Origin of the sequence: Heliobacterium chlorum, from assembly GCF_014502795.1 — a bacterium.
In the GTDB taxonomy this organism is placed as follows: domain Bacteria; phylum Bacillota; class Desulfitobacteriia; order Heliobacteriales; family Heliobacteriaceae; genus Heliobacterium; species Heliobacterium chlorum.
In genome coordinates this window covers 71,983-97,799 of the sequence record NZ_JACVHF010000008.1, presented here as the reverse complement: position 1 = coordinate 97,799, position 25,817 = coordinate 71,983, and the positions used below count along the sequence as shown (strand labels likewise).

The 25,817-nt window shown below is 50.5% G+C and carries 30 protein-coding genes; 25 read left to right on the top strand and 5 right to left on the bottom strand.

Going from position 1 to position 25,817, the window contains the following annotated elements; all coding sequences use genetic code 11:
- The first annotated feature begins 30 nt into the window (after positions 1-30).
- The 7 genes from mtrB (at position 31) to pyk (ending at position 5,612) form a co-directional block, all read left to right on the top strand.
- Positions 31-264, top strand: coding sequence for a trp RNA-binding attenuation protein MtrB (gene mtrB / locus H1S01_RS09755; RefSeq protein WP_155476217.1), 234 nt, complete (start codon positions 31-33; stop codon positions 262-264).
- A 26-nt stretch (positions 265-290) separates the two neighbouring features.
- Positions 291-491, top strand: coding sequence for a putative signal transducing protein (locus H1S01_RS09750; protein WP_155476216.1), 201 nt, complete (start codon positions 291-293; stop codon positions 489-491).
- Between the two features lie 117 nt (positions 492-608).
- Complete coding sequence (gene accD, locus H1S01_RS09745) at positions 609-1,400, top strand: acetyl-CoA carboxylase, carboxyltransferase subunit beta (RefSeq protein WP_423751923.1); 792 nt, start codon at positions 609-611, stop codon at positions 1,398-1,400.
- Complete coding sequence (accA, locus tag H1S01_RS09740) at positions 1,400-2,374, top strand: acetyl-CoA carboxylase carboxyl transferase subunit alpha (protein ID WP_188040075.1); 975 nt, start codon at positions 1,400-1,402, stop codon at positions 2,372-2,374. The genes accD and accA overlap by 1 nt, the downstream gene beginning before the upstream one ends.
- A 98-nt stretch (positions 2,375-2,472) precedes the next feature.
- Positions 2,473-3,462 carry a 6-phosphofructokinase gene (gene pfkA / locus H1S01_RS09735; protein WP_188040073.1) on the top strand — a complete coding sequence of 330 codons (990 nt, stop codon included), beginning with the start codon at positions 2,473-2,475 and terminating at the stop codon, positions 3,460-3,462.
- 33 nt (positions 3,463-3,495) lie between these two features.
- A complete protein-coding gene (locus H1S01_RS09730; RefSeq protein ID WP_188040071.1) occupies positions 3,496-3,690 on the top strand; it encodes a hypothetical protein in 195 nt (64 codons plus the stop codon).
- Positions 3,691-3,815: 125 nt separating this feature from the next.
- Positions 3,816-5,612: a pyruvate kinase gene (pyk, locus tag H1S01_RS09725; RefSeq protein ID WP_243237183.1), complete on the top strand. Its 1,797-nt coding sequence runs from the start codon at positions 3,816-3,818 to the stop codon at positions 5,610-5,612.
- 65 nt (positions 5,613-5,677) lie between these two features.
- Here the strand turns inward: pyk and H1S01_RS09720 are convergent, their stop codons facing one another.
- The 3 genes from H1S01_RS09720 to H1S01_RS09710 all read right to left on the bottom strand — a co-directional run bounded on the left by H1S01_RS09720 (position 5,678) and on the right by H1S01_RS09710 (position 7,979).
- On the bottom strand, positions 5,678-6,478 hold the full coding sequence (locus H1S01_RS09720) for a sulfite exporter TauE/SafE family protein (RefSeq protein WP_188040069.1): 801 nt from the start codon (positions 6,476-6,478) through the stop codon (positions 5,678-5,680).
- Between the two features lie 279 nt (positions 6,479-6,757).
- Positions 6,758-7,117, bottom strand: coding sequence for a DUF1634 domain-containing protein (locus H1S01_RS09715; protein ID WP_188040067.1), 360 nt, complete (start codon positions 7,115-7,117; stop codon positions 6,758-6,760).
- Position 7,118: 1 nt separating this feature from the next.
- Positions 7,119-7,979 (bottom strand): sulfite exporter TauE/SafE family protein, encoded by an 861-nt coding sequence (locus tag H1S01_RS09710; protein ID WP_188040170.1) that lies wholly within the window; start codon positions 7,977-7,979, stop codon positions 7,119-7,121.
- 245 nt (positions 7,980-8,224) lie between these two features.
- Here H1S01_RS09710 and H1S01_RS09705 point away from each other — a divergent pair, with 245 nt between their 5' ends.
- From H1S01_RS09705 to H1S01_RS09695, 3 genes are all read left to right on the top strand, one after another.
- A complete protein-coding gene (locus H1S01_RS09705; protein ID WP_188040065.1) occupies positions 8,225-8,800 on the top strand; it encodes an ANTAR domain-containing response regulator in 576 nt (191 codons plus the stop codon).
- A gap of 24 nt (positions 8,801-8,824) precedes the next feature.
- Positions 8,825-9,163, top strand: coding sequence for a P-II family nitrogen regulator (locus H1S01_RS09700; protein WP_188040063.1), 339 nt, complete (start codon positions 8,825-8,827; stop codon positions 9,161-9,163).
- A gap of 185 nt (positions 9,164-9,348) precedes the next feature.
- A complete protein-coding gene (locus H1S01_RS09695; protein ID WP_188040061.1) occupies positions 9,349-10,683 on the top strand; it encodes an ammonium transporter in 1,335 nt (444 codons plus the stop codon).
- Positions 10,684-10,758: 75 nt separating this feature from the next.
- Here the strand turns inward: H1S01_RS09695 and H1S01_RS09690 are convergent, their stop codons facing one another.
- The gene (locus H1S01_RS09690; RefSeq protein WP_243237190.1) at positions 10,759-11,757 is read right to left on the bottom strand and encodes a patatin-like phospholipase family protein; all 999 of its coding nucleotides are present in this window, start codon (positions 11,755-11,757) and stop codon (positions 10,759-10,761) included.
- A 176-nt stretch (positions 11,758-11,933) separates the two neighbouring features.
- Here H1S01_RS09690 and H1S01_RS09685 point away from each other — a divergent pair, with 176 nt between their 5' ends.
- The 9 genes from H1S01_RS09685 to H1S01_RS09645 all read left to right on the top strand — a co-directional run bounded on the left by H1S01_RS09685 (position 11,934) and on the right by H1S01_RS09645 (position 18,579).
- Complete coding sequence (locus tag H1S01_RS09685) at positions 11,934-12,146, top strand: hypothetical protein (protein ID WP_188040182.1); 213 nt, start codon at positions 11,934-11,936, stop codon at positions 12,144-12,146.
- A 71-nt stretch (positions 12,147-12,217) separates the two neighbouring features.
- On the top strand, positions 12,218-13,201 hold the full coding sequence (gene moaA, locus H1S01_RS09680) for a GTP 3',8-cyclase MoaA (RefSeq protein WP_188040058.1): 984 nt from the start codon (positions 12,218-12,220) through the stop codon (positions 13,199-13,201).
- A gap of 31 nt (positions 13,202-13,232) precedes the next feature.
- Positions 13,233-13,712, top strand: coding sequence for a cyclic pyranopterin monophosphate synthase MoaC (gene moaC / locus H1S01_RS09675; protein ID WP_188040057.1), 480 nt, complete (start codon positions 13,233-13,235; stop codon positions 13,710-13,712).
- Positions 13,713-13,715: 3 nt separating this feature from the next.
- The gene (locus H1S01_RS09670; protein WP_188040056.1) at positions 13,716-14,171 is read left to right on the top strand and encodes an MOSC domain-containing protein; all 456 of its coding nucleotides are present in this window, start codon (positions 13,716-13,718) and stop codon (positions 14,169-14,171) included.
- Complete coding sequence (locus H1S01_RS09665) at positions 14,171-14,668, top strand: MogA/MoaB family molybdenum cofactor biosynthesis protein (RefSeq protein ID WP_188040055.1); 498 nt, start codon at positions 14,171-14,173, stop codon at positions 14,666-14,668. Before H1S01_RS09670 ends, H1S01_RS09665 begins: the two co-directional genes overlap by 1 nt.
- A 232-nt stretch (positions 14,669-14,900) precedes the next feature.
- Positions 14,901-15,572, top strand: coding sequence for a response regulator transcription factor (locus H1S01_RS09660; protein WP_188040054.1), 672 nt, complete (start codon positions 14,901-14,903; stop codon positions 15,570-15,572).
- Between the two features lie 2 nt (positions 15,573-15,574).
- Positions 15,575-17,053 carry an ATP-binding protein gene (locus tag H1S01_RS22315; RefSeq protein ID WP_188040053.1) on the top strand — a complete coding sequence of 493 codons (1,479 nt, stop codon included), beginning with the start codon at positions 15,575-15,577 and terminating at the stop codon, positions 17,051-17,053.
- A gap of 106 nt (positions 17,054-17,159) precedes the next feature.
- On the top strand, positions 17,160-17,729 hold the full coding sequence (locus H1S01_RS09650; protein ID WP_188040052.1) for a hypothetical protein: 570 nt from the start codon (positions 17,160-17,162) through the stop codon (positions 17,727-17,729).
- Between the two features lie 13 nt (positions 17,730-17,742).
- On the top strand, positions 17,743-18,579 hold the full coding sequence (locus H1S01_RS09645) for a cytochrome c3 family protein (RefSeq protein ID WP_188040050.1): 837 nt from the start codon (positions 17,743-17,745) through the stop codon (positions 18,577-18,579).
- 119 nt (positions 18,580-18,698) lie between these two features.
- On the opposite strand, the gene H1S01_RS09640 is transcribed toward H1S01_RS09645, so the two are convergent.
- Positions 18,699-19,685, bottom strand: coding sequence for a VanW family protein (locus H1S01_RS09640; RefSeq protein ID WP_341479076.1), 987 nt, complete (start codon positions 19,683-19,685; stop codon positions 18,699-18,701).
- Positions 19,686-19,864: 179 nt separating this feature from the next.
- Here H1S01_RS09640 and H1S01_RS09635 point away from each other — a divergent pair, with 179 nt between their 5' ends.
- From H1S01_RS09635 to H1S01_RS09610, 6 genes are all read left to right on the top strand, one after another.
- A complete protein-coding gene (locus H1S01_RS09635) occupies positions 19,865-20,569 on the top strand; it encodes a hypothetical protein (protein ID WP_188040047.1) in 705 nt (234 codons plus the stop codon).
- 128 nt (positions 20,570-20,697) lie between these two features.
- Positions 20,698-22,512, top strand: a complete 1,815-nt coding sequence (locus tag H1S01_RS09630) for a carbon starvation CstA family protein (protein ID WP_188040045.1) — start codon at positions 20,698-20,700, stop codon at positions 22,510-22,512.
- 41 nt (positions 22,513-22,553) lie between these two features.
- Positions 22,554-22,919 carry a CC/Se motif family (seleno)protein gene (locus H1S01_RS09625; protein WP_188040043.1) on the top strand — a complete coding sequence of 122 codons (366 nt, stop codon included), beginning with the start codon at positions 22,554-22,556 and terminating at the stop codon, positions 22,917-22,919.
- 144 nt (positions 22,920-23,063) lie between these two features.
- Positions 23,064-23,603 carry a hypoxanthine phosphoribosyltransferase gene (gene hpt, locus H1S01_RS09620; protein ID WP_155476194.1) on the top strand — a complete coding sequence of 180 codons (540 nt, stop codon included), beginning with the start codon at positions 23,064-23,066 and terminating at the stop codon, positions 23,601-23,603.
- Between the two features lie 84 nt (positions 23,604-23,687).
- Positions 23,688-25,229 (top strand): glutamine-hydrolyzing GMP synthase, encoded by a 1,542-nt coding sequence (gene guaA, locus H1S01_RS09615; RefSeq protein ID WP_188040041.1) that lies wholly within the window; start codon positions 23,688-23,690, stop codon positions 25,227-25,229.
- 192 nt (positions 25,230-25,421) lie between these two features.
- Positions 25,422-25,733 (top strand): hypothetical protein, encoded by a 312-nt coding sequence (locus H1S01_RS09610; protein WP_188040040.1) that lies wholly within the window; start codon positions 25,422-25,424, stop codon positions 25,731-25,733.
- The last annotated feature ends 84 nt before the right edge of the window (positions 25,734-25,817 follow it).

Sequence of the window (25,817 nt, the reverse complement as noted above, 5' to 3'; positions counted from 1 at the left end):
TGACATACTCGTAGGGGAAGGTGTGTTCCCATGTTGGACAAGGAAATGGCAATCAGCGGCGACTACATCGTCATCAAAGCACTCGAAAACGGAGTAACCATCATCGGACTTACACGGGGGAAGGATACGAAATTCCATCACTCCGAAAAGCTGGACAAAGGCGAAGTCCTTTTTGCGCAATTTACTGAACACACATCGGCTATAAAGATCCGTGGCCGTGCCAGTATCTTAACCAAACATGGAGAAATTGAAGCCGGAATCTAGCCGGAACGCAAGAGAGGTGAAACCCTTTGTGGACTGTTGTTTACATCGCACCCAATCGCACTACTGCTGAAATGCTGAAAAACGTGCTGACGAGTGAAGGACTCCTCGTCATGTTACGACCTGTTGGGGTGCCTCATCTTGGCGATTCCGGTTCGGTCGAGATCCTGGTGCCGGAATCAGAAGCCGAAGAAGCCCATGAGATTCTAAGCGGGGCATTGGGAGGATAAAGATACATCTCCCTGCGTTTTGCCCACAACACCCATCACGCCGCTGGCTGCTTTTCCAGCGTAGGAAGAAAACAACGATACCGTTCCAGTTTGCAAAAAAGGGGCGCGATGAAAGAAATGGATGGCTTGTGGGTCAAGTGCAAGCAGTGTCAACAAATCTTTTTAGTTAAAGAATTGGAAAAGAACCTGAAAGTATGTAGATGTGGATACCATTATCGCATGACAGCACAGGAACGTATCGACTCGCTGATCGACGAGGGTACTTTTATTGAATGGGATAAGGAGCTGGTCACGAAAGATCCGCTCCGCTTCCCTGGTTATGCCCAGAAAATTCAGAAGTGTCAGAGTGATACGTCAATGGCGGAAGCGATCGTCACGGGACAAGGCGATATTCACGGCATCCCTGTGGCCATCGGTGCCATGGATTCCCGGTTTATCATGGCCTCCATGGGTGCCGTTGTCGGTGAGAAGATCGTTCGTGCTGCCGAAAAAGCCTTGGAAAAGGGCTGGCCCCTCATTCTCTTCTCCGCTTCTGGCGGAGCACGCATGCAAGAAGGCGTATTGTCGCTCATGCAGATGGCTCGAACCAGTGCTGCATTGACTCGTCTCTCTGAGGCAGGACTGCCCTTTTTCTCTGTACTGACCGATCCTACTACCGGTGGTGTAACGGCCAGCTTTGCCATGCTTGGCGACCTGATCATTGCCGAACCGGCAGCTTTGATCGGCTTTACTGGTCCACGGGTTATCGAACAGACGATTCGCCAGAAACTTCCTGCTGGTTTCCAGCGTTCTGAGTTTTTACAAAAACATGGTATGGTCGACATCATCATTGAACGTCCGAAGATGAAAGCGCAACTGGCTACACTGCTTTCATTGCATATGCCCATGGCTGGGGGGGTGAATGACTAATGGCACTGCCGTTGGAATTCGAAAAACCGTTATTTGAACTGGAAACAAAAATCAACGAGCTTCGCACCTTCTCCCAGGAAAAGGGACTTGACTTCAGCAGTGAGATCGCCACGCTGGAAATGAAGGCCGAAGAACTTCGCCAGAAAATTTACCGGGATCTGACACCTTGGCAGCAAGCCCAATTGGCTCGTCACCCTGATCGACCCAACACTGTCGAGTACATACGCCTCATGATTCAAGACTTCTTCGAATTAAAAGGCGATCGTCTCTACGGTGATGATCCGGCGATCCTTGGCGGGGTAGGCCGTTTTCTAGGCCGTCCGGTCACTGTCATCGGTCATGTTAAAGGAAAAGACACCAAAGAAAATATCTACCGTAACTTTGGCATGCCCCACCCCGAAGGGTACCGCAAAGCACTGCGTCTCATGCGGCAGGCGGCCAAATTCAACCGGCCTATCTTCTGCTTCATCGATACACCTGGCGCCTACTGCGGAATTGGCGCCGAAGAACGGGGCCAAGCGGAAGCTATCGCCCGTAACCTCTTCGAGATGGCTGGATTCCCTGTACCGATCATCTCTGTCATTATCGGTGAAGGCGGCAGCGGCGGCGCTTTGGCTCTCGGTGTGGCTGACCGGGTCATGATGATGGAACATGCTGTCTACTCGGTGGCATCTCCCGAATCGGCGGCATCGATCCTCTTCAAAGATGCCGGATTGGCGCCGACAGCCGCAGCAGCTATGGGGATTACGGCAGAACGGCTGAAAGAATTGCAATTGATCGACCGCATTGTTCCTGAGCCTTCCGGCGGAGCCCATAGAAACCCTGCTGGAACCGCAAAAGAACTAGCTGACGCTTTTGCGGCCGAACTGGAGCAACTTCTCTCCCTTTCCAAGGAAGAACTAGTTCAGAAGCGCTACGAAAAGTACCGCAACCTAGGCCTGCACACCATCGAAACAGCGCAAGAAGCCTTTTGATAATATGTGATGATCTGGATCGCCATCTCTCTTTGGAAGAGGTGGCGATTTTTATTTTTCCTTGTGGAATAGAATCCTTTCGGATACCCTAATCGAGAATGCTAGTTTTCACAGGAGGGATAGGGTTGGTTCAACATATTGGAGTGCTCACCTCAGGCGGCGATGCGCCCGGCATGAATGCTTGTGTTCGGGCTGTCGTGCGGATGGCTATCTATCGAAAGGTAAAAATCTCCGGAATCATGCGGGGCTATGCCGGTCTTCTCGCCGGAGAAATGAAGCCTATGGATCTAGGCTCCGTTGGGGATATCATCCACCGGGGAGGAACCCTATTGCGTACCGCCCGCTGTAAAGAGTTCTATGAGCCGGAAGGACAAGAGCGAGGAGCTCGCCGTCTGCAGGAAGCCGGCATCGATGGGCTCGTGGTGATCGGCGGAGACGGATCATTCCGGGGCGCCCAAGCACTCATGCGCCACGGCATCTCGGTCATCGGTATCCCTGGGACTATCGATAATGACATCCCTGGAACTGATTACACTATCGGTTTCGACACCGCTGTCAACACCGTACTCGACGCCATCAACAAGATTCGCGACACCGCTACATCCCATGATCGCACGAACGTGATCGAAGTGATGGGGCGAAGAGCTGGACATATCGCCTTGCTTTCCGGTTTGGCCGGCGGAGCCGAGTCCATCTTGGTTCCAGAAGTACCTTTTGATGTAGATGTAGTCTGCGCCCGGTTGATGCGCGGCCATAACCGAGGGAAACTTCACTCCATCATCTTAGTGGCCGAAGGGGTAGGTAGCGCTGTCGAGTTAGGTAAGCAAATTGAGCAGAAGACTGGACTGGAGACGCGGGTCACCATCTTAGGGCATATCCAACGAGGAGGCAGCCCGACGGCCACAGACCGGATCTGGGCCTCGCAAATGGGTTCACGGGCTGTTGATCTATTGTTGGCGGGTAAAAGCGGACTCATGCTCGGCGTTCGACGTGGTGAACTGGTGGAAGTCGCTCTCGATAAAGCCATGACAGAGCGCCATGGTCTCGACCAAGAACTCTACCAACTCGCAGGAATACTGTCTATTTAGCCTGGGGGAAAACTACCGTCGAGGTGAGATGACGTGTTTTCCGATCAAAACTGGGCAAAAGTACGCGGCGGCCAGATTGGAGCGGCGACGATACTCTTACTGCTAGGAGCCTTGCTCTTTGGCTACCATCAAAAATGGGGTTCCTTGTTCCTAATCGGCGGCGCTGCATGGTTCGTCTACCTTATCGTCACTCGAAGCCCCGCTCGACGAGAAGGACCCAAAAGGTAATTTCCGTATCATGCAAATGATTTTTAAGAGAACTTAAACAAATTAGGAAGGAAGCCTGTAAAAGGCTGAAGAAATGAAAGCAAGGAAAAAAGGCGCCCTTTGGCGCTTCAAGCAGGAGGTCCCTTATGATCTATCCCCTGATTGAGGGAGAACTTCAGCCCCAAAGCATGGCACCACGAACAAAAATCGTATGCACCGTTGGACCGGCTAGTTCCGAGCCATCCATATTGGTCGCCATGATTGAGGCGGGTATGCGGGTGGCTCGTCTCAACTTTTCTCATGGCACTTATGAAGAACATGCATCCCGCCTCGCTGTCGTTCGAGAAGCAGCCCGTCAGACCGGACAACCGATCGCTCTTTTGCTCGATACGAAAGGACCGGAGATCCGTTTAGGTCAAGTGGAGGGCGGAAAGGTGAACCTCGTCGAGGGAAGCGAGGTGATACTATACCCTGACGATGGAACGGCTGGCACCGCCTCTCGGTTGCCTGTCAGTTATCATGGATTGGTGCAGGATATTCATAAGGGCGCCCGAGTGTTGATTGACGACGGAAACATCGAATTGGAAGTTACATCCGTACAAAACAATGAAATCCGGTGCGTTGTCAAAAACGGAGGCGATGTGAGCAACCGGAAAGGCGTCAGTGTTCCCGGCGTAGCGCTCCGCATGCCCGCCATCAGCGAAAAAGAAGTAAAAGACCTAGAATTTGGCATTAAGCAGAATATCGATTTTGTAGCCATCTCCTTTGTGCGGGACGCCTCTGATGTCTTAGGCATACGTAAAATCCTCGAAGACCGGGGCGCTTCGATGCAACTGATCGCCAAGATTGAGAATCATCAAGGCGTAGATAATATCGACGAAATCCTGGCGGTGTCCGACGGGATTATGGTCGCTCGGGGAGATTTAGGCGTTGCCATTCCCACGGAAGACGTACCGCTCGTTCAGAAGATGATCATTGAAAAATGCAATATCGTCGGCAAGCCTGTCATTACAGCGACCCAGATGCTCGATTCGATGATCCGAAACCCTCGTCCCACCCGGGCCGAAGCGACCGACGTGACCAATGCCATCCTAGACGGTACCGATGCGATCATGCTTTCCGGAGAGACAGCTGCTGGAAAGTACCCTGTTGAAGCGGTACAGATGATGGCACGTATCGCTAGGCGTACAGAACAAGCGCTCCGTCATGAGGAGGGACTCGATCGGCATCGCAAGGCTGGCTTAGGCTCCATCACCGATTCCATCAGCCATGCGACCTGCTCGATCGCTTCCGATCTCGGTGCCAAGGCTATTATCACCTTGACCAAATCCGGCTCGACGGGCCGAATGGTATCCCGGTACCGGCCCAATTGTCCCATCATCGCGGCTACGCCGGAAGACACTGTGATGCGCCAAATGGCTGTCGTTTGGGGCGTAGAACCGATGAAAATTCGCATGGTTGAAGGCACTGACGAGATGATGGGTGAAGCTATCGATCAGGCCTTGGCAGAGAAAAGGATCACCTCAGGCGATCTTATCGTTCTGACGGCCGGCGTGCCCGTGGGCGTATCAGGTACAACCAACCTTTTAAAGGTACATGTAGCGGGCACGGTGATCGCTCGAGGTGCAGGTATCGGCAAGAAGACTTCTATCGGAACTGTTCGCATCATTCGAACTACGGCCGACTTGGCTAAGGTGAAGCCGGGCGATATCATCGTGGCCCAAGGCACTGACCGGGAATATATCGAGGCGATTGAACGATGCGGTGGTATTATCACTGTAGAAGGCGGTCTCACATCCCACGGTGCCATTGTCGGCCTTAATTACAACCTTCCGGTCATCGTCGGGGTCAACGAAGCCTTAAAGGTCTTGAATGATGACATGACCGTAACCCTTGATGCAGAACGAGGGCTCATCTACAAAGGTGCGGCGAGAGTGTTGTAAGTGAATAATGAATGAAAAAGAGGAACCGCGCGCAGGTTTCCTCTTTTTCGTTCAAATCCCTTTTATTAGTGCCATAACAGTTTTAAGGCGACAAAAAACATGATGACGGCAAAAACTTGCATCAACCGTCTGCCCTTTAAGCGCGGCGCTAAATGAGTACCGATCTGCGCACCGCCGACAGCGCCTAGGGCCAATGCGGCAGAAGCACCTAGTTGTACATCCCCGTGGATAAGGTGGGGCAACATTCCAGCAAAAGAAGATACGGTAAGTATAAACATAGATGTAGCTGTGGCGATGTGAGGTGGAAAACCCATCAGCATGGTCATAGCCGGTACATGGATAATCCCGCCGCCGATACCGAAGATGCTCGAGAGAAACCCCACAAAGAAACTGAGCAAGATGCCAAAACCGAGACTTAAGCTGTATTCATGGGTTACGCCGTGACTATCGGTAAACTTTCGACTCACTTTACGTCCCATCCAGTGGGGAGTTCGATCTTTCGATTGGCCTTGGGGGCGAAACAACATGAACAGAGACACAGAGATGAGCAAAATTCCAAAAGCCTTGTCAAAAGCCTCACCGGAAAAATAGGGGACCAGATAAGTACCAGCCACGGCGCCGGGGATTGTACTGAGTGAAAAAGGAATGGCTGTGGCAAAATCGACACGTTTTTGCCGTGAATAGTTATAAGCGCTGATCAGGGAATTGATGAAGATAAAGGAGAGGGATGTGGCCACGGTCCAGGTATGGGGATAGTCGAACCCGATAAGCAAGACCGGGACGACGATAAACCCACCGCCGACTCCTACCAGAGCCCCAAGGCTGCCAGCCAGTAAACCAGAGAGTGTGAGCAATAGATAGTCCATAACGAATCTCCTACGTGTAGATTGAATGATAGATATGTTTGCTGATTCCCCTTCGTTTACCTGCTTTGAAAAAAAGTATACAATACACCAATAAGGCTTAATTTCGATCATCCATCATCAGCTTCCCCAATCTAGGGCCTTTAAAACAAAGAAAGCCTGCCTATGGTGAATGTACCAGGGCAGGCTGACTTAAATAGGTTTATGCGATAAGGGTTTATACAGCGGTTCAAGAGTAACAACGAAGGCCATAATCGTTGACTTTCTTGTAAGGTTTTCGCGCTATCCTGCTTTACCTAATACAAAGCTGACGAATAACATCGTGAGTACAAAAAGTGTAATCGCGACGAATGTATAATCCCGTTCCCGCAGAAACACGAATACAGAGGTAGCCACCCGAAAAACAGGCGTGACGATGAGTATGATCAGCCCCAAATCGATGATGCCGTAAGGCTGCAGCGATAATAAAGCTTGCCAGATTCCGAATAAGGTTGTCGGAAATTGAGGAGAGATTCCACTGGGAGCTACGTTGAGAAGCAAAAGCCCAGCTAAGGTGATGATCCCGCAAGCGGTAAGTCCGAAGCGCAATGTATTGCTGATCAACAGTTCTAAATCACGGGGGACCTTTTCATCTACGCCCATCTCACATGACCTCCAGACCTTTGAGCAGCATTTGGACAGCGATAAGGAGTAAGATCGGAACAAAGATCTTGCGAAGTGTTTTCGCACGCAGCCGATTCATGATTCGACTCCCTGTCGTAGCGCCCAGCATCATCCCCAGTGCGACAGGAGCCGCGATGGCAGGATGGATATCGCCGCGGGCAAAAAACACGCCGGCACTTGCCGCCGCTGTAACCCCCATCATAAAATTGCTTGTCGCCGAGGAGACTTTGACAGGCATCTTCATGATTTGGTCCATCGCCAGAACTTTTAAGGCCCCGTTGCCGATCCCGAGAAGGCCCGACAACACTCCGGCTACATACATCAGCCCAAGTCCTTGCAACGGATTTTGGGTCTTATAGACAATGTTTCGCCCGAGAGCTTTATCGACATATTCTCCGCTCAGTCCCAGTCTTTTCGCTAAAGCATGTTCCTCCGCCATTTCCACGAATTCAACATTTCGGTTACGGAACATCATGAAGGCGGAGAAAAACATCATGGCTGAGAAGACGATGAAAAGCAGTTGTGAACTGATCAAACCGGAAATATAAGCCCCGGTGATCGCCCCTACGGTAGTCGCGATCTCTAAAAACATACCGACTCGTATGTTCGTAATCCGGTCTCGAACATATGCTGCTGCCGATCCGCTTGATGTGGCGATAATGGAGATAAAACCGGCTCCAATGGCATAATGGATAGGCACCCCCATGAAAATGGTCAGCACTGGAGTGAGAAAGAGCGCGCCCCCTAGGCCAAGCAAAGAGCCGAGGATCCCAAAGAAAAATGAGAGAACGAGAATCAGTGATGGAGAAAATGTTGATTCCGTAGTGACCACCTCTTCCATGTCTGTCCGATCAAAAAAGATTGATCTATCAACCACATCTTTTCGCTAGGTTTTTCGCCAGTAAAGCCATGTTTCCTGCCGAGTTGTTAAAATCTGACCATTCAGGCAACAGGGAACAGAAATTAAAAGAGAAAGGGTTTCTTTTACGGAATCCACCCTTTGACGCTTGTCCTGGCGCTCGTTTACAATATAATTATGCTATCCGGTTATTTTTTTCCGGTGTAGATAAAGGTGGGGGCTAGGTAATGCATGGATTACGCGTCATTATCGGAGAACCGGATGAACTCCAACGATCAGAACTGAAGAAGCTGCTGCACGCCTTGGGGCAAGTTGTCATCGGTGAAGCTGATGACGGCTTAGGAACCCTGAAAATGATCCGACGGCTGACTCCCGACCTGGTATTTATCTCCCTGTCATCGGCGATGAAAGACGGGGAGCATGTGGCCCATATAATCGAAGATGAGCGGCTCTGCCCGGTCATACTTCTACTTGAACGAGGAATCCGGGACGGTTATGGAAGCCGGACAGCAGACACACTGATTCCATACTTGATCAAACCGGTCCAGGAAACGGCACTGCAGCCGGTCATCGACCTCGCAGTCAGCCGCTACCGGGAAGTAGTGAAACTGGAGAAAGAGATTAAGAAGCTGAAAAACACGCTTGAGACCCGTAAAGTAGTAGAAAAAGCCAAGGGTCTGTTGATGCGAAACCTCGGAATCAATGAAGAAGAAGCCTTTCGGCGCATGCAAAAACAGTCCATGAACAAACGCATGAGCGTAAAAGCGGTAGCAGAGGCCATCATCGTTACCTACGACGTCTAGAAACTAGAGAGTGAGTGACAAAGAGTGAAAAAGATTGAAGCAATCTTTCGTCCGGAACGTCTTGACCTTGTGAAAAAGCGACTCGAGGCCATCGGTATCCGGGGTATGACCTTGACTCAGGTGATGGGCTGTGGACAGCAAAAAGGTGAAGTGGGCCACTATCGGGGCTGTGAATACCCGATTACATTACGTGCAAAAGTTAAGTTGGAATTGGTCGTGTCTGACGGAGAAGCGGAAAGGGTTCTTAACTGTATCGCGGAAGCAGCACGGACCGGACAAGTAGGGGACGGAAAAATATTTGTGTTCCCCATGGAAGATGCCCTGCGGATTCGGACCGGCGAACGGGGACCGGAGGCTTTATAAAGAGTTGTCTTGATCCATAGAAAACAGTTGTCAAAATCCCCAATCATATCTATAATGGCAGAAGAGGTATAGTGGTACAGGGGCAAAGACGCCCTCAGATCCGGCCAGTCGGTCGGGTCTGAGGGTGTTTTTGTTTTTTGCCCCAGATTCATCAAAGTGGTACAGTGTTTTAGGGAGGAATGAAGATGGAGCAGTCATTGAATCAACTGGCCATGGGCATCGATACGGTATGGGTGCTAGTGGCCGCGGCCCTCGTCTTTTTTATGGAGGCCGGTTTTGCAGCACTGGAAGCAGGGTTCATCCGGGCGAAAAACAGCATTAATATCATCATGAAAGTCTTTATGGATTGCACAGTCGGCATGCTGGGCTACTGGGCCGTCGGTTTCGGGGTCATGTACGGACTGGACAAAGCCGGTATCATCGGCATCAGTGACTTTTTCCTACAGGGCGAAGCTGCCCACTTGGGTTTGAAAATTCCCCTTTATGCGTACTGGCTTTTCCAAGCCGCTTTTGCAGTCGCCGTAGCGACGATCGTCTCTGGCGCCGTAGCGGAGCGGATGAAGTTTGCACCCTATATCGTTTTTAGTTTTCTAGCAACAGCCATTATTTATCCCATGGCAGGTCACTGGGTCTGGAACCCTGAAGGCTGGCTGGCGAAGATGGGCATGGTCGACTTCGCCGGAAGCGCCGCCGTCCACGCTGTTGGCGGATGGGCTTCTTTGGCTGCGATCATCGTTCTCGGACCCCGAACAGGTAAATTTAACGCGGACGGAACTCCCAATGTAATCCCCGGTCACAACCTTCCCTTGGCCGCCATGGGCGCTTTTATGCTCTGGTTTGGCTGGTTTGGTTTTAACCCAGGCAGTTCCTTGTCCGGCCTCGATATGAATATCGCTCGAATCGCCGTCACGACGAACTTAGCCGCTGCAGCTGGCGGTACCATCGGCGCCATTTATACGACCCTCAAGTGGGGAAAACCGGATCCGAGTATGGTCATCAACGGCTGCCTGGCTGGTCTGGTGGCGATCACCGCTGGCTGTGCCAGCGTGAGTCCCGTCTCTGCCGTCATCATCGGAGCTATCGCCGGTGTGCTCGTTGTGGAAGCGGTTGGCTGGGTTGATCATCTGCGTGCTGATGATCCGGTCGGTGCAGTCGCTGTTCACGGGTTCTGTGGAACCTTCGGTGTGCTGGCAGTCGGCTTTTTCCACTCCGAAAAAGGATTACTCAACGGCGGCGGCTGGGGACTTCTCGGGACACAAGCTCTTGGTGTTCTCAGCGTATCGTTGTTTGCCTTCATCGCCACTTACATTGTCTTTTCTGCTCTCAAAGCGACCGTGGGAATTCGTGTCACCGTAGAAGAGGAATTAGACGGCATGGATCTGGCCGAGCATGGTATCGCTGCTTATTCGGACAGTCCGACCTTCCCAACCCATAGCGGAGCTCCAAGCTTGTCCAACCTGCCTGAATCGGCTCCGATGCAGTGGACACAATTTTCGCCGACGCAGAGTTCCGGAAAATAAACTGGAGCGAATCGAACATAAAAACAGAGAGCCGGTCTGGACCGATAAAAAGGTTCACACCGGCTCTGTTTTTTTCTATTTTTCCCGGGGGCGCCGCGAACAAAAGCGAATCAACATTTTCGAAGATGCTGTTTCCATCGGGTGATTTCCAACCTCTTCTGTTTTTTCCACGTTCCCAACGGGAATGCGGAGGATCTCCCGAATCGCCGGGATAGCGGCTTGTGTTGCGATATAACCGGCTTTTACTGCTTCTTCAATCTCATCAAAGTCAAAAGCGCCCATCGCACCGAGACGCGGCTCGATGACGATGTCCGTTTTGTTTACGATGGTACACAGATCGACCTCAAAGCCCAGGATATCGATCGAACGCAGCATCGTATTGAGCAGGTCTTTCGGTTTCCCTGCCGGTTGATCAGGATCCCGCAGATTTACACAGATGACCTTTTTCGCTCCGAAGGATTGGGCTAGGTCGGTAGGCATATTCGTTCGAACAGCGCCGTCGACTAGAAAAAAGTCGTCAATTTGCACGGGATGAAAGACTCCCGGTATGCTTACGCTGGCCCGTACGGCTTTAGCGATGGGGATACCGGTTACAAATCGCCGGTATGGCAGCGGATTTTGCGGAATCAAATCTCGGGGTGTAAAACAAACGGAGGCCCCCGTAATCAGGTCGGTCGCTGTGACGACCACCTGCGGAGTGGTATGATCGAAGGTGCAATCTCCCCAGATGTTTGTAAAAAGTTTTTCTAATTGGCGGCCGAGCAAAATTCCACTGGGCAAGCCAGGCCAAATAGAAGCGTTCGGCCGACCTCGAACCATATGCCAAAGGCCCATCAGCGCTTGCCAGACCCAACGCCAGTCGAAGTCGAAGAAAAAATGGTTTGCTGCTTTTTTTGCGATATCGATCATGTCTTCTGGAGAGTGCCCCGTACCATAGAGTGCACCTGCGAAAGCGCCCGCACTGACACCGACCACGAGAGGTGGTCGCAAGCCTTCTTCCTCTAAAGCTCGAATTACACCGATATGGGCGGCACCGCGTGAACCGCCGCCGCTGAGAACGAGAGCCCATTCCATCTCTATCACCTTATTCCCGCCAAGTCACGTCATTTTATGACGGTGCAGGGGAAAATGTTTCGTCTTTTCAGAAGAAAATCACCGTGATAAAATTATCACAAGAACATTCTGGTCAAAAGATTTTGAAAATGTAAGCATTTTGTAATATGCTATGATAAAAGTTAGGAGGACGAGTGGTGTCTGTTAACAATGATCTAGATGTTTCGACAAGCCTTGCCGAGGCCGAGGAAATAAGGCAAGCGATGCTTGGTGCGGTAAGAGACAGCCGTTTAACATGCAGCCAAGCCCGGGCGATTGCAGAGCAGTTTTCCGTACCCTATCACCTTGTCGGACGCTTAGCGAACGAACTGAAAATAAAAATACGTCACTGCGAACTAGGCTGCTTCTAGCCCCTTTGCTCATCCGCTGCTCGGCAGAATACATGACCGGCTGTAACTTTCAAAAGACGAGGTGACGAAAGATGATCGACCCTTTTGCCCGAGATATACACTATTTACGCGTCTCTGTCACCGATCGCTGCAACCTTCGCTGTGTTTACTGTATGCCGGAACAGGGGATCCCTCTCGTCGACCATGAAGAGGTCCTTCGCTTTGAGGAATTTGAACATCTGATTCGCATTGCCGCCGCAGAAGGGATTCGGCGGGTTCGAGTGACGGGCGGTGAGCCTTTGGTCCGTAAAGGGATCGTCGACTTCGTCGCTCGAATCAAAGCGATTCCCGGTATCGAAGACGTGGCTCTGACGACGAACGGAATATTGCTCCCCCAATTTGCCCGGGATTTGAAAGCGGCCGGTTTGAACCGTGTTAACATCAGCCTCGATACGATGCGGCCGGAACGCTTTCAGGCCATCAGTCGCAACGGACAGGTGAAAGACGTTTGGGCGGGAATCAGAACCGCCTTGGATGAAGGGCTCCATCCGGTAAAACTGAACGTTGTCGTCATGGGCGGCGTCAATGACGATGAGATCGCCGATTTCGCTCGCTTGACAGAAGGGCTGCCCATTCACGTGCGGTTCATCGAATTGATGCCTATCGGTGAAGGTGATTCACGCTTTCGTGGACACTTTTACTCTGTAGAACAGATGGAGGAGACTTTGGCTTCGTCGGGGCTGATTTTAGCGGGCCAAAAGATAGTCACTGGCGGTGGACCGGCTCGGTACACCAGCTTGCCTGACGCGTCGGGAACAGTCGGTTTTATCAGTGCGATCTCCAAACACTTTTGCCTCCTCTGCAACCGGTTACGGTTGACCGCCGAAGGGAAACTTCGCCCGTGCCTCCATTCCAACCGGGAAATCGATATTCGAGGCCCCTTGCGCAAGGGTGTTTCGGACAACCTGCTGGGCCAGATCTTCCGGGAAGCTATCGTAAGCAAGCCGCAGCAGCACAGCATGCAGGAAGAGGGCTGGGGAGAACAGACGCGGATGATGTCCCAGATAGGCGGGTAATCTTTTGGAAAAATGAAATGGTGGTGACTAAATGGATCCGTTGACCCACTTTGATGACAAAGGCTGCGCCCGCATGGTCGATGTGAGCGTTAAAGAGGACACCGTTCGGGAAGCGGTAGCTCGAGGCAGAGTAGTCATGGCACGAGAGACTTTTCGCCGTGTTCGTGACGGTCAGATCGCCAAAGGCGATGTTCTGGCAGTAGCCCGGTTGGCCGGTATCATGGCTGCGAAAAAGACCGGCGAATTGATTCCACTTTGTCATCCTCTCTATATTACCGGCGTCACGGTAGATTTTACGTTGAATGAGCTTCATGCTTGTATAGAGATCGAGTCTCGTGTAAAGACGACGGGCAAGACCGGCGTGGAGATGGAAGCTTTGACGGCGGTTTCCGTGGCGGCGTTGACGATTTATGATATGTGCAAAGCTATGGACAAAGAGATGGTGATCACCGACATCCGTCTAATGGAGAAATCGGGAGGAAAAAGCGGTCACTATGTCAGGGGGGAATGAGTGATGGCGAAAATTGTGGCCGTGTGCACCAGCGAAAAGAAAGGGATGCGGAAGAAGAACGTTGACCAAGGCCTGCTGAAAATCGATTTTGGTTTAGAGGGAGATGCCCACGGCGGTCCCTGGCACCGGCAGGTCAGCTTGCTCGCTTTAGAAAGCATTCAGAAAATGCGGAACCTGGGATTGGACGTGAACCCAGGCGATTTTGCCGAGAACATCACCACGGAAGGAATCGATTTGCTTTCCCTGCCTATCGGCACCCGCCTAAGACTCGGTTCGGAGGCTATCGGGGAAGTCACCCAGATCGGAAAGGAATGCCACAACCGCTGTGCGATTTACTATCAGGCTGGCGATTGTGTCATGCCCAAAGAGGGCATTTTCATCAAAGTGGTGACTGGCGGACCGGTCCAAGTGGGTGATGCTATAGAAGCGATTCCAGAGCCGGAGGAGGGAAAAGCCTGATGATTCGTGTAGGCATACTTACTGCGTCAGACAAAGGTAGCCGCGGTGAACGGGAAGACCGATCAGCCGTCGTGATCAGCGATGCTGTTCGCCATATCGACGGCAACGTGGCCGCATATAAAATCGTTCCTGATGAGAGGGAGTTGATCGCTGCGGCTCTTCGGGAGATGGCTGACGATCTGGCACTGGATCTCATCTTTACTACCGGAGGAACCGGGTTTTCGCCCCGCGATGTGACCCCTGAAGCCACTTTGGCCGTGGTAGAACGTCTTGTTCCCGGCATCCCTGAGGCGATTCGTGCCGAAAGCATGAAAATTACACCTCGGGCGATGCTCACACGGGGTACCGCCGGAATCCGGGGAAAAACACTGATCATCAATTTACCAGGCAGCCCCAAAGCTGTAGCAGAATGTTTAGATGTTATTTTACAAGCGTTGCCTCACGGTATTGAAATCCTTAAAGGACAAGCTGGTGAATGCGCCCGGCCGGAAAAGTAACCTTAGAGTTGAGAATCAGAAACCCCGGTGAATTGGTCTGAGCCAATTTACCGGGGTTTTGCTTTCATTACTTTTTCAGATTGAGAAGGTATAGTGGTCTAGGGTAAACGGGTAAAAAAGGGTCTTACGTTATCAGAAAAAAGGATGGCTAAAGGAAAGAACGAATATGAGATCATCTTTGCCATTCAGTTGAAGACGGACGAACCAAATGTTTCACACGAGGTGGTTGGGGATGAGGATCTTGCTGGCGGAAGACGATCCGCGACTAGGCAACTTGATCGACCACATGCTTAAGCGGGAAGGCCATGAAGTGGATTGGGTTCAACGGGGTGACGATGCCTATGACTATGCTAAAACGATCCATTATGACCTGTTGATTTTAGATTGGATGATGCCCGTCGTTGACGGTATAAGTCTTTGCCGGCGATTTAGGCAAGAAGGGCAGGGAGGGCCTATCCTCATGCTCACAGCTAAGGATGCCGTGGAAGACCGTGTGCAAGGACTCGACGCCGGAGCTGATGACTACCTGGTCAAACCATTTGCTTTCGCCGAGCTTTCCGCTCGAATCCGGGCGCTCTCTCGGCGCGGTCATATCCCCCTTCAGGAAGAAGTCGTTCAAGTGGCCGATCTGATGCTCAACCGGAGTCGTCGTTCTGTCACCCGGAACGGTGACGAAATCCAACTCACCGCCCGAGAATACCACCTTTTCGATCTGCTCGTACAAAACCGCGGCCAAGTACTTCCCCGGGAACTAATCATGGAACGGGTGTGGGGCTACGATTCGGGAGTCACCGACAACACCTTAGACGCCTATATCCGCCTATTGCGTAAAAAAATCGAATCTCCTGAAACTCGAAAGCTGATACATAACATCCGAGGGGTCGGCTATACATTGGAGGAATGAATGTGTTTACCCGGACCCGGACCCGTTTGACGCTCATCTATACCGGTTTGATGATGATCTTTTTGCTCCTTTTCACAGTGATCACCTATACGGTACTCTCCTCCATGCTCTATCAAGAAGAAAAGCAAGAGCTTCAATCGCTGCTTACAGGGATCGCTTCTGAGCAAACGAAAGAGATGAAAAAAAGGGCACACTCCGGCGGTCCCGGAGTTCCTGCATTTAGAGATGAAACAGATCATAAAGAACGCTACAACAAAACTAGACGAGATATCGGGGTTGTTCCGCCAACAGAAAAAGACGATGATGAAAGCACTGTTTCGGAAGCAATCGAAGACAGTACCCAAATGGATGGTCTATTAAAGGATGATGATCCCAATCGCAGCAAATTCCTCTTCTATCTAATGACAGACGAAAAAGGGAACTCCCTTCGCAGTCGAGGGATGCTTCCTTCGATTCAACCGGTAGTTACAGAGCAAATTCGGGACTGGGTTCCTACAAAGGCCGAAACGAAGCTGGTCAGTATTCCGGGGATGCGCGATCAGGAGTTTCAACTTCTGATCGCTGTTCAACCTCTTTATGAAGGAAACCGGTTCATCGGTGCCGCCTATGCTGGGTTTGACGTGAGTTCTGCCCACCATGTGTTACAGCGTTTGCTGTTCGTTCTCGGGGTATTATCTCTTTTTTCTCTTTTCTTTGCAGCTGGTGCTGCCTATTATATGGCAGGCCGCGCCATGGTACCGATCGTACAGTCCTTTACCCGTCAGCGGGAATTCGTGGCCGATGCTTCCCATGAGCTACGCACACCGCTCAGTGTGCTCCATTCGTCTATCGAAGTGATTGAAGCTGATGATAGGAGAAATCTTTCGGAATTCTCCCAGCAGGTCTTGTCCGATATGAAAGATGAAGTTCGCCGGATGACGCGATTAGTGGGCGATCTACTCACACTGGCGCGCGCAGATTCGGGGAACTTAGAACTGCTTCGTGAAACTTTTGATTTACGTTCTCTTATCGATCAGATCCTGCGGACCTTTCAACACCAGGCGACTTCAAAAGGAGTAGCTTTGGAAGCGGAGGGGTTACCGACGATACCAATCTGGGGTGACCGAGAACGAATCGCTCAATTGCTATTCATCTTAGTAGATAATGCTGTGAAATATACCCCCATAGGGGGCAAGATTACCTTGTCCTTGGCCGTGGCAAAGCAAACGAAAGGTCAACAAGTGCGAGTCATTGTTCAAGATAGCGGTATCGGTATTCCTTTAAATGATCAACCGCGTATCTTTGACCGGTTTTACCGGGTGGACAAAGGTCGTTCTCGACAGATGGGCGGCACTGGACTGGGTCTCAGCATTGCTCGTTGGATCGTTGAAGCCCATGGAGGAACGATTCAGGTCGAAAGCACACCCGGCCGAGGAAGCACCTTTTCGGTCAGCCTGCCTCTTCATGAAGAAAAGGGAAACCCTAAAAACAACCAACAATAGTTTCAACACCGAGACACTAATAACTACCATCGGACTATTTCGGCAGCTGCCCTTCTGCTGGTGTTGGCTCATATTGCTTTAACGTAGAAGAGAGGGGTCAAAAAAGGTGGGAGGATTGCTCTGGCGCGTTGTATGGGCCGGCGTAGGCGTTCTCGTTATATGGTATTTTGGGTATATACTGGGAATCCAGTGGTTTGAGGAACATCGGGTAGAAACCCTGTACTGGTCTGGGATAATGGGGACCCTGTTGGTTCTGGTCTCCATAGGCTACTCCGTAAAAAAACGGGTTAAGACTTTTCCGGGAAAGCTGATTACTTGGCTAAAAATCCATGTCCTTTTTACCATCGTCGGAAACTTTCTCATTTGCTTTCACGTAGGCGGGCGAACACATGCCATCGTTCCCTGGGCTACGTTCGTCCTCTTCTTCATCGTCATGATCAGCGGTCAAATTGGCTATTTCCTGCATTTCTACATCAAAAAGAAATTGACTATTGAAAAAAAATCCCTGATGGAGAAGGGGAAAAGCCGGGATGAAGCAGAGGAAGACCTCATTTGGATGGTTGCGGGAGAGAAAATGCTCTCCCAATGGCGGCAGATACACTTTCCGCTGAACGCCACCCTAGGGCTCCTCATCGCTCTGCATATCCTATCGGCTGTCTATTACCGAGGATGGTGAGGGAGTACACATGATGTCACAGGGAATAAAAAGACTGATCCTCTTCTCCTTCGCCTTTGCAGCTTTTTCAGCGCTAGTATTTACTGTTCAGTGGAAAATGTTGCCGGAAAGTTTTTATTCACCAGGTCATTTGGCCCAAGCCCATGCAGAGACGGTCCAAGGCTGCAATGATTGCCATAGCCCTTGGTCGAATGTAGAAAGCAAGAATTGTACTACGGCCAACTGCCATAGTCGGGAAAAGATGAATAAACAAATGACCGGGGAACTACTGGCTTATCACGACTCAAAAAACGGCAACGACTGTATGGAATGTCACACGGAACATTTGGGAACGACAGCGAACATCAGCAGTCGCTTTGATCACAGCTTGCCGAATATTGAGCAAAGCTGTGAACAATGCCATCAAGGTCCAAACGATCACCAGGCTTTCGGCAACGATTGTGCCTCTTGCCATACGACGAAAGCTTGGAAACCGTCTAGCTTCGACCACAGTAAATATTTCCCTCTGGTCGGTGACCATCGAGTCTCCTGTAATGAGTGCCACGAAGGAGGAGACTATAAGAAGTATTCATGTTCGTCCTGTCACAGTGAGAGCTCAATGCTGCGAAGGCATCACAGCACGAACTATGGAGAGATCCAGAACTGTGTGGACTGTCATAATAGCAACGGAAGGTCCCTTGAAAGAGAAGGAAGAATAGGCACTAGCGATCGTTATCGGCACAGCGGTGAATTCAACGGCGAACAGCGTGAGTACCGCAGCTTTGGACGCGGTGATAAGGGCAATTATTATTCTAGGGAAAAGCACAGTGATGAACACTATAGTCGAACCCGGAGATATGAAGAAGATTAAAGAAAAAACAAAAGAAGGGGCTTCTCACCGATTGTGGGAGGTCCCTTCTTCTTTCTTCGATTTCATCAACTTTTTCAATCGGTCGTCTTCTGTTGGGAGTACCCAATTTTGTCAGGTCCTTACCGGTTATCTTCGTTCGCCCTTTCGTAATTTACGATTTTCCATAACCGAAGGCCTAATCGACCAGGGGCCGAGCGTTTTTCTAGCATCAGTGGGCTATCGCTGTTCCGAAATCGGTAATCCATGACTCCGAAGTAGACGGTGGCATCGCCTCCAGGCTCTACATAAGGGGACCTTTTACTGTGATGGTAATGTTCCAAAATGGTAAGGCCGGCTTGTTTCACCGCTTGATGGACAATAGTCGAAGCGAAACAGATGCCCCCGCCGACTTCGTCAATATAGCTATTACCATTGAGCACTTTCCCTACGGCAAAGCCGCGCTCCGGAGTCCGGGGCCCAACCATGCTGTTAAAAGAAAACTCTTTTCCAGGAGGCAGGAGAAGTCCGGTGAGGATGTTGAGGGCGACTCCTGTGTTATACCGTCCGCCCTGACTGACACTGGCCGTTGAAAGAAGCGCGTCCGATACTACGGTCCAGGCAGGGAGGTTCACCTCAGTATCAGTGCCGCGCATTAGGGCCGTCGTAATTATCTGCACGCCGCCGTCAAGGACGCGGACTGTATCTGGTAGGGAACGAACAAAGGCGGCAGCGGTATTGCGAGCCGAGCGAGGATCACCGCTAGCTTGGTAGGTCCATTTTCCTGGGCCTAACTGTTTCATGGAGATACCCGGTGAAAAGGTATACTTTTCGCCGGCCACATGAACGATGATCGTTCCCCCGAACGTAGCGGAACGTTCCCCGGCAGTTGTTCCAGCTTCCGTCCACTGATCCAATACAGACTGAGCTTCCGCCGTCCATCCCTGGGCAGGTCGTCCCTTTTTAGCGATGTCCTCTTTTCTGATCCCCCCTGTCCCCACATTTTCCCTATGGTTTGAGACGGGAGCGTCAAAAGCCGTAGATAAATCGATAGTTTTTTCATCGTTAAGCAGGACAAAAAGGGCACACAGCAGGAACCCTGCGATCATTACAGAGAAACGGCGGAACACAAGAGGCAATTCATTGCACCTCCTTGCTAGTTCCACAGTACCCTGTATATTCAGATGGAATGATAGATAGAAAATACAATTTTATCCAGTCGGTCCCCTTCGTCCCTGCTGTTCTACCTACCTGAAGCGACAAATATCCTTTTCCAAGAAGATACGGGGAAGCCGAAGGGGGAGGCGGTGTGAGACGCAGGTGGATTTACGGCATGGCCGTAGTGATACTGTTGACGATTGTAGGCGCTGCTTACATCATGCGGAGCGACCATCAAGAACGGTGGAACCCGAGAGATCCCTTGGCTTTAGTGAAAAAAGCCATGGCTGGTACGCTCCAGAGCCCGCAATTTCGCTTCGAAAGCACCTTTCTGATTCGAGTGAACGGAAGGGAAGAGGTGGTCAGTCGTTTTTCCGGTGAACGGGCAGAAGTGGAAAAGTTCTATCTCAAGGGAACACTCCTGCAGTCACCGACTGAGATCTATACGGTAGGCGACTTATTCTACCTGTGGGACCCCATAAAAAAGAGTTGGTATAACATCGAAAAGAATAAGTTTGGTCCGCAAGACCTGCTGCTTTCGGAAATCAGCCCTTTAAACTCCTTGGAATTCAAGAATATTGAAGGGGTAACTGTAGTCGGGCGGGATACGATCCGCGATAAAAAATGTCTCGTCTTGGAATGCCGGGTGGAAGTGTCAAACCGGCTTCTCGCTGCTTTTTGGAAAGATTTCTATTACCGGCTATGGATCGATCCTGTAAAACAAGTCCTTTATAAAAGTACCATTGAGGCGACTAGCCGCAACGCGCCTCAAGATCGTTTGCTGTTGACGATCGAATTCTGGGATTACGATAAGCAAATCCAAGTGGAACCGCCAACAGTTTCCACAAAACAATGAATTACAAAAGGCTCTCTCCTAAGGAGGGGGCTTTTTGCATAACAACAAAAGGATAAATAAGGAAGGAAATAACCGGAGTGCATCGAATTAACAATTAACCGAATTTTCAAAAAGGAAGGAGTTTTATTGTGAATGCGATTTACCTGGTACTAGGTGCTGCCTTTGTTTTTGTTCTTGCCTATCGCTATTACGGTGCTTTTATCGCAGCAAAAGTCCTTACTATTGACGAAAGTCGGATCACGCCTGCTCATCAATTAGAGGATGGTCAAGATTACGTACCGACCAACAAATGGGTTGTCTTTGGTCATCACTTCGCCGCTATTTCCGGCGCCGGGCCCCTCGTGGGCCCAGTACTGGCGGCTCAGTTTGGCTATGCGCCGGGATTTTTCTGGATCCTCGCCGGTGCCGTCTTAGCTGGGGCAGTTCATGACCTGGTCATTCTCTTTGCGTCGGTACGCCACCGGGGGCGGTCCTTGACGGAAATCGCTCGGGAAGAAGTTGGTCCTGTGACGAAAGTGGCCGGCACCGTGGCAGTTCTGCTCATTGTTTTGCTCGCCATGGCGGGACTCGCTATCGTCGTGGTCCATGCCCTCAAAGACAATGTGTGGGGTACTTTCACCATTGGCACCACGATACCCATCGCTTTGTTTATCGGTATCTATATGAGGTACCTTCGACCAGGAAAAATCGGTGAGGCTTCTGTCATAGGGGCAACATTGGTCCTCCTTTCTGTTGCTGCAGGGCCCTATGTGAAACAGTCAGCGTTGGCCTCATGGTTTATGTTTGATGAACAACAGTTGAAGATCATCTTGCCAGCTTACGGTTTCGTGGCGGCAGCACTGCCCGTATGGCTGCTTTTAGCACCGCGGGACTATCTTTCTTCGTACTTAAAAATTGGCACTGTTTTTGCCTTAGCTTTTGGTGTACTTATGCTTCGGCCTGAAATCCATATGCCTGCCTTCACGACTTTTGTCTATGGCGGCGGTCCCATTATTCCCGGACCGGTCTGGCCTTTTGTCTTCATCACGATCGCCTGTGGCGCTATTTCAGGGTTTCATGCCCTCATCTCTTCAGGAACAACACCCAAGCTTTTAAACAGTGAGAAAGACATGCTAATGGTGGGCTACGGTGCTATGCTCATGGAAGGGCTCGTCGCATCTATGGCTTTGGTGGCCGCCTGTGTGCTCCTTCCAGGAGATTACTTTGCTATCAACACAAGTCCAGCAGCCTTTGAAAAACTGGCTGCGTCGGGGAATGAACTGTTTCGCATCGTCAATTTGCCACAATTGTCCCAGATGGTCGATATGGACTTAGCTGGACGGACCGGCGGTGGTGTTTCGTTAGCGGTGGGTATGGCCTATATCTTTTCATCTCTTCCCGGCTTGAAAGGATGGATGGCCTATTTGTATCAATTTTCTATTGTCTTTGAAGCCCTTTTTATTTTAACGACTATCGACGCGGGGACACGGGTGGCACGCTACATCCTTCAAGACGCCCTCGGTAATTTTTACACGCCCTTTAAACAGGTGAGTTGGGTTCCAGGGATGCTGCTATCATCGATAGTTGTTTCTTTGGGATGGGGTTATCTTCTTTATGGCGGCACTGTATCCTCGATATGGCCTATCTTCGGAACTTCCAATCAGTTGCTGGCTACTATAGCTCTAGCCATTGGCACAACAGTTATCCTGCGGCGGACAAAGAATTGGATCTACAGTCTAATCACTGCCTTGCCGATGATTTTTCTCGGCGTTACCACGATAACGGCGGGTATCCTATCGATTTACAACTCGTACCTCCCCAAAGGAATGATCCTCAATACGGTGTTGATGGTCATGATGATCGTGCTGATTCTAATCATCATCGTCGATGCAATCCGGTCCTGGTTTAAAGCGATGGCTAAGGAATCTCCGAATTATGTGGATGTTCACTATAAACCGATGTAACGAAAGATTCGCTATGGTATTATTGAGATTGAGGTTACAATATGGTAGTCGAGATAGGATATTCCGTTTGCAAAGGAGTGAACGATAACATCAAAGTGACCTCCGACGATCTATACACCTCATGGTCTTTCACTCCAGCGGCGAAAGAATTTATTGAACGCCGGGGCGGCACGCTCCGTATCGATGCGCCCATACAGGTAGGATGCTGTATTCATTTGGACGCGCCTCCAGAAATCCAGGTAGGACTTCCGAAGCGCCAGGTGGCTGATCGCTACGAAAAGTTTGAACTGGAAGGCTTTACGGTCTACCAAGCCAAGGGATTTGATTGCGGCTATCCCCTGACGATCGATCTTTCCCGTTATTTTATCTGGCCTCAACTGGTCGTCAAAGGTTGGAAGTTGGTTTGACCATCTTGGCTTGACCTGTTGACATCATTTTTCTGCTCTTGGTATAATTTTTTTTGATTAGGCGAACCTAACACTTGACTAAAATCGTTCGTTTGGCCGGTCTGCGGAACCGGCCTTATTTTCGTATTAACAGGAGGCAGCAGCATGGAACAAGTGGTAGAACGTATCCTCGTCTCCGAAGCCGATCTAAAAGCGAAGGTAAAAGAACTCGGCGAGTCCATCTCAACGGACTATGCAGGCAAAGATCTGCTGGTCGTGGGTATTCTGAAAGGTGCTCTCGTCTTCATGGCCGATTTGATCCGCTCCATCCGTATCCCGATTCAAATTGACTTTATGGCCGTATCCAGTTATGGTCAAGGGACCCGGTCATCCGGTGCGGTTCGAATCCTTAAAGACCTGGATCGAGCGATTGAGGAAAAGCATATCCTCATCGTTGAAGACATAGTCGATACGGGGCTCACCCTTAACTATCTATTAGACAACCTGAAATCCCGTGGAGCAGCTTCCGTAAAGGTCTGTACGATTCTGGACAAGCCGAGTCGGCGGAAAATCCCCATCACTCCCGACTATAACGGCTTTGTGATCCCTGATGAGTTTGTCATCGGCTACGGACTGGACTATGCGGAGGACTATCGCCATCTGCCCTATGTGGCTGTCCTAAAACCAGAAGTATACAGTAAATAAGACCATTGCGGATGCGAGACAGGGAACAAATCGTTCGCCTGTCTGATCATAAAAGTTGAGAGAGTATTGAGAGGAGCAACAATCTTGTCCAAACCGCATGAAACGATTCTGGTGCTGGACTTCGGCGGCCAGTACAACCAGTTGATCGCCCGCCGAGTACGGGAATTGCACGTCTACTGTGAAATGCATCCCTTCAACATGCCGATTGAAGAGATCCGGGCAATGAATCCGAAAGGGATCATTTTTACCGGCGGCCCTTCCAGTGTCTATGAGTCGAACGCACCGGCCGTAGATCCGGCGATTTACGAGTTAGGTGTTCCCATCCTCGGTATCTGCTATGGAATGCAGTTGATGGTCAACCAACTGGGCGGTAAAGTCGTCAAAGCGGATTCTCGCGAATACGGTAAGGCTGACCTTACGATCATGGAAGCGGAAGGCCCTTTTGCAAACATGTCTGGCGCTGTGCAGTGCTGGATGAGCCATGGCGATAAGGTGGAAGTCCTTCCCCACGGATTCGTCGGTACCGGCAAGACGGACCATGCCCCCTTTGCGGCCATGGCCGACCCTGTCCGCCGTTTCTACGGCCTGCAGTTTCACCCGGAAGTGCGTCATACCCCGCAGGGCTCGGACATGCTCCGGAGCTTCCTCTTCGGCGTCTGTGGCTGCACCGGTGAGTGGACCATGGAGAACTTCATCGAAGAGCAAGTGGCCTCGATTCGCGAAAAAGTGGGTAGCGGAAAAGTTCTCTGTGCTCTTTCCGGCGGCGTCGACTCATCGGTGGCTGCAGTGCTTGTGCACCGGGCTGTTGGTGAACAGTTGACATGTGTATATGTAGACCATGGCTTCATGCGCCTCAACGAATCGGAGCGCATCGTCAAAACCTTCCGCGATGAACTGGGCATGAACCTGATCTTCGTGGAAGCCTCAGAGCGGTTCCTCAAGAAAATCGCCGGCGTCAGCGACCCGGAAACAAAGCGCAAGAGCATCGGTAACGAATTCATCTATGTCTTTGAAGAAGAAGCGGCCAAACTCGGCCAGGTGGATTTTCTCGTTCAAGGTACCCTTTATCCGGACGTCATTGAAAGCGGAACCTCTACCGCCGAGACGATCAAGACTCACCACAACGTAGGCGGCCTGCCGGAAGATATGAAATTCCAACTCATCGAACCTCTGCGCACCCTCTTTAAGGATGAAGTTCGAGAGCTGGGCCTGCAATTAGGTCTACCGGAAGACGTCGTCTGGCGGCAACCTTTCCCTGGTCCCGGTCTAGCGATTCGCTGTCTCGGTGCGGTGACCAAGGAAAGCCTTGATATCCTCCGTCACGCCGACGATATCGTCTTCCAGGAAATCAAAAGATCTGGTCTCTACCGGCAAATATGGCAGTCTTTCGTCGTTCTTCCGACGACTGTCAAGAGCGTCGGCGTTATGGGAGATGGTCGTACCTATGCCTACCCAGCCGTCCTGCGGGCTGTCACCTCTGACGATGCCATGACCGCAGACTGGGCCCGTTTGCCCTATGAACTGTTGGAACGGATATCTAACCGAATCGTCAACGAGGTCCAGGGCATTAACCGTGTTGTCTACGATATCACCAGCAAGCCTCCCGGAACGATTGAGTGGGAGTAAATAAGCATAAAAAAGCAGTCCAGCTGAAAGGCAGGACTGCTTTTTTATGTGGTTACAAATTGGGATACAATTAATTGGGACTTGTAGTTCTATCTAAGGATTATATATGATAAGTATGTATTTCGTAAAAACTATAACAATACCACAAAACATGGTGGATTTCCAAATAAAAAGCCAAAAAGGGGACGCCTAATGGAAGCATTAAGTGCTAGCAGTTGGAGACAGTATTTATCGATGATGCGTCTAATTTCGGGCGTATTGCTTCTGCTTGTGGCCTCAGTACTCTTTTCTCTGAAAGAAGTCTTACCCATTATCTCAAGTACTTGGTTACAATATCTCTTTTACGTACTAATGGGTATATTTATTTTCATGAGCGGTTTCATAGAATTATCGAAGAAAAAACAAAAGGCTCCAGTGAATCAGGCTGATGAATTGTGTAGTATCTTGGGCGGGAATGCAGTATTCGTGATGATGGTGATTTTTTACTTTTCCTTTACTGATTAATGAATAGAACGATCAAAGAACCGGAGTGAAATCAGATTTCGCTCCGGTGTATTTTTTAACAAAAACATTAAACAAACATTAAAC

Excerpts from the sequence above, each read along its gene's own strand:
- mtrB (WP_155476217.1), top strand. The coding sequence starts at position 31 with ATGTTGGACAAGGAAATGGCAATCAGCGGCGACTACATCGTCATCAAA.
- accD (WP_423751923.1), top strand. The coding sequence starts at position 609 with ATGGATGGCTTGTGGGTCAAGTGCAAGCAGTGTCAACAAATCTTTTTA.
- accA (WP_188040075.1), top strand. The coding sequence starts at position 1,400 with ATGGCACTGCCGTTGGAATTCGAAAAACCGTTATTTGAACTGGAAACA.
- pfkA (WP_188040073.1), top strand. The coding sequence starts at position 2,473 with ATGCTAGTTTTCACAGGAGGGATAGGGTTGGTTCAACATATTGGAGTG.
- pyk (WP_243237183.1), top strand. The coding sequence starts at position 3,816 with ATGATCTATCCCCTGATTGAGGGAGAACTTCAGCCCCAAAGCATGGCA.
- H1S01_RS09720 (WP_188040069.1), bottom strand. The coding sequence starts at position 6,478 with ATGGACTATCTATTGCTCACACTCTCTGGTTTACTGGCTGGCAGCCTT.
- H1S01_RS09715 (WP_188040067.1), bottom strand. The coding sequence starts at position 7,117 with ATGGGCGTAGATGAAAAGGTCCCCCGTGATTTAGAACTGTTGATCAGC.
- H1S01_RS09710 (WP_188040170.1), bottom strand. The coding sequence starts at position 7,979 with ATGGAAGAGGTGGTCACTACGGAATCAACATTTTCTCCATCACTGATT.
- H1S01_RS09705 (WP_188040065.1), top strand. The coding sequence starts at position 8,225 with ATGCATGGATTACGCGTCATTATCGGAGAACCGGATGAACTCCAACGA.
- H1S01_RS09695 (WP_188040061.1), top strand. The coding sequence starts at position 9,349 with ATGGAGCAGTCATTGAATCAACTGGCCATGGGCATCGATACGGTATGG.
- H1S01_RS09690 (WP_243237190.1), bottom strand. The coding sequence starts at position 11,757 with ATGGAATGGGCTCTCGTTCTCAGCGGCGGCGGTTCACGCGGTGCCGCC.
- moaA (WP_188040058.1), top strand. The coding sequence starts at position 12,218 with ATGATCGACCCTTTTGCCCGAGATATACACTATTTACGCGTCTCTGTC.
- moaC (WP_188040057.1), top strand. The coding sequence starts at position 13,233 with ATGGATCCGTTGACCCACTTTGATGACAAAGGCTGCGCCCGCATGGTC.
- H1S01_RS09670 (WP_188040056.1), top strand. The coding sequence starts at position 13,716 with ATGGCGAAAATTGTGGCCGTGTGCACCAGCGAAAAGAAAGGGATGCGG.
- H1S01_RS09665 (WP_188040055.1), top strand. The coding sequence starts at position 14,171 with ATGATTCGTGTAGGCATACTTACTGCGTCAGACAAAGGTAGCCGCGGT.
- H1S01_RS09660 (WP_188040054.1), top strand. The coding sequence starts at position 14,901 with ATGAGGATCTTGCTGGCGGAAGACGATCCGCGACTAGGCAACTTGATC.
- H1S01_RS09645 (WP_188040050.1), top strand. The coding sequence starts at position 17,743 with ATGTCACAGGGAATAAAAAGACTGATCCTCTTCTCCTTCGCCTTTGCA.
- H1S01_RS09625 (WP_188040043.1), top strand. The coding sequence starts at position 22,554 with ATGGTAGTCGAGATAGGATATTCCGTTTGCAAAGGAGTGAACGATAAC.
- hpt (WP_155476194.1), top strand. The coding sequence starts at position 23,064 with ATGGAACAAGTGGTAGAACGTATCCTCGTCTCCGAAGCCGATCTAAAA.
- H1S01_RS09610 (WP_188040040.1), top strand. The coding sequence starts at position 25,422 with ATGGAAGCATTAAGTGCTAGCAGTTGGAGACAGTATTTATCGATGATG.